Raw genomic sequence first — 2,324 nt, 5'->3', positions numbered from 1 at the left:
CATATCACCTAAGTAGCGAGGCTTGCCTTCCCTAAAAAGAGTTTCCCTAACAGCAGAGTTTATACCGTCCGCTCCTATCAACAAATCGGCATGCGCTTTTTTATCATCATTAAAGTATATATCTACACCGTGATTATCTTGTGTAAAGTCAATACAGCGATGATTGAGGTGGATATTATTACTTGGAATTTTCGATGCGAGTATTTGCTGTAAATGCCACCACCAAACAGTTATCAAAGGAAAACCGTATTTATCCTGGTATATACTGCCTTTGCTTGTTCTTATTGTTTCACCTTGATTGTTTTTTAAAACACTTTGGTTAACTTCACATGCGGAACTCTTAATCAAGGATACGATTCCAGGTTCAATTGAATCAAGGCATCTTAAACCATTGGGCAGCAAACCAAGACCTGCTCCAACTGGGCGAAAATCTTGAGCTTTTTCGTACACTTGCACGTCGTAACCAAGTTTTCCCAAGGCAATAGCACAAGCTAAACCACCAAGACCTGCTCCAATAATAGCTATTTTCTTGACTTGCACATCTTGTTGCATATCTCGCATGAATCTACGTTTTTAATGTTTACAAATATATTTTAAGGCGCCACTAACTTAAAGTTTACGAGGGCAGCAGCAAGATTTACACTTTTCTATCCAAAATAAGTTTATTCGTTACATTCGTTACAGCATTTTCCGACTAGTTCTATCTTTGAGATGAAGACTGTTGACACATCTACCAAAAGAAGCAGTTTATTTTACCGAATTGATAAATTAATTTTATATTGTTCAGTTTAACCCTTTGATAAAGATGGTAAATAACTATATTTACTTACAGTTATTTCTTTTTCCTCAGACCTAGTATTAGTTAATCTAAATTGTTAATAAATGTAACTGGCGATACATTTTATCTGAATATTTATCACATATATCTAAGGCTATCAAATAAACTCTGTTGGCAGAATATGCCTGAAGGATGAGAAATACGGCTCTTTTAGTGAGGTAAATACTACCGTAAGATATTGTTGGTTTTCTAACAGCGTGGCTAAACTTGAGATATGACAAAACTATGGGATATATCAGTAATAAATAATTTAACTAATGACATTTCTAGAGTTTTTTTGTTATTTTGTATTGAGCAGGACAGTTCAAGTCCTGAAACTCATATTAAATTACTGTTAATTCACAAGTTTGGCATGAATTCTATATATTCACTTTGCTTTGTGTTGAGTCTTATATAATCTGCTATACACAAAACAGATATTGAAAGTAACTAGAATCTAAATGCGTGGATTGATACGATGTAAACTAAGACCAGGAGAAAGCTTGCTACTATGATTACAACTAACGAAAGCCACATTATTCTTCCTGCATTTATCGATGGTGTTACAGCACAGCAACGAGTTAATAAAGAATTATTCGCGAAAAAGAAAATTGATTGGTTGCAACCGCTACGTAATAAACTCGATTCATTAGAAATCGAAAACCGCGAATTTGCTAAACTTATTGCTAAATTAATTCCTGCACAGTGTCCTTTTGAGCGCGACATTACCCTTTTTGGTCGTAAGATAGCTCATATTCCGCCAATGTGCAAGTTAAATCCATTGTATGACCAGTTTGTTGGTTTGCGTTTCCGTGCTTTATGCTATTTAGTTGACAAGTGTGGTGAGGATATTCAGGCCTACTGCTAAGTTCAATATTAAGTTCAATATTAAACTAGTCAGACGATAAAAAAGATTCTACGAATACTCTGCTCCTCTCCGCATAAATTGCAAATAGTGTGCATAATCGTGATAGAGATTCTCAACAGCAATCCTCACGAGGCGCCGAAACTAATGTTGCTACATTTAAGTACATGGCAAGAAGTGGAAGCTTATTTACAGCAGTCACAAGGTATTATCTTGCCGATAGGTTCTACTGAACAGCATGGACCGACAGGATTAATTGGCACCGATGCAATATGTGCTGAAGCCGTATCTAAGGGTGTTGGTGAAGCAACTCACGCTTTAGTGGCGCCGACAATTAATGTTGGTATGGCACTACATCACACTGCTTTTCCAGGTACAATTAGCCTGCGTCCAAGTACAATAATTCAAGTGATACGCGATTACGTAACCTGTTTGGTAAAAGCTGGTTTTCGCAAGTTTTATTTTATTAATGGGCATGGTGGCAATATCGCCACGTTGAAAGCGGCATTTTCAGAGACTTACGTTTATTTAGAAGAATTACAGATACTTGATGCCAGTTTGGTTCAGTGCCAAGTGGCTAACTGGTTCATGTGTCGCGAGGTTTTGAAATTAGCGCACGAATTATACGGGGATCAAGAAGGT

At 36.8% G+C, this 2,324-nt stretch carries 3 protein-coding genes; 2 read left to right on the top strand and 1 reads right to left on the bottom strand.

What is annotated here, in order from left to right; all coding sequences use genetic code 11:
- Nucleotides 1-561 (bottom strand): FAD-dependent oxidoreductase (locus AC2JBO_RS44555; RefSeq protein WP_496960018.1); only part of this gene is annotated, 561 nt, incomplete at its 3' end.
- Nucleotides 562-1,328: 767 nt separating this feature from the next.
- Here AC2JBO_RS44555 and AC2JBO_RS44550 point away from each other — a divergent pair.
- Complete coding sequence (locus AC2JBO_RS44550; RefSeq protein ID WP_496960017.1) at nucleotides 1,329-1,685, top strand: Mo-dependent nitrogenase C-terminal domain-containing protein; 357 nt, start codon at nucleotides 1,329-1,331, stop codon at nucleotides 1,683-1,685.
- 144 nt (nucleotides 1,686-1,829) lie between these two features.
- The coding region (locus AC2JBO_RS44545) for a creatininase family protein (protein ID WP_496960019.1) at nucleotides 1,830-2,324 on the top strand (495 nt) is incomplete at its 3' end.

The organism is Calothrix sp. CBUCES-K 9914 (assembly GCF_059640475.1).
This window is presented reverse-complemented; position numbering and strand designations above follow the sequence as displayed.

Excerpts from the sequence above, each read along its gene's own strand:
- AC2JBO_RS44550 (WP_496960017.1), top strand. The coding sequence starts at position 1,329 with ATGATTACAACTAACGAAAGCCACATTATTCTTCCTGCATTTATCGAT.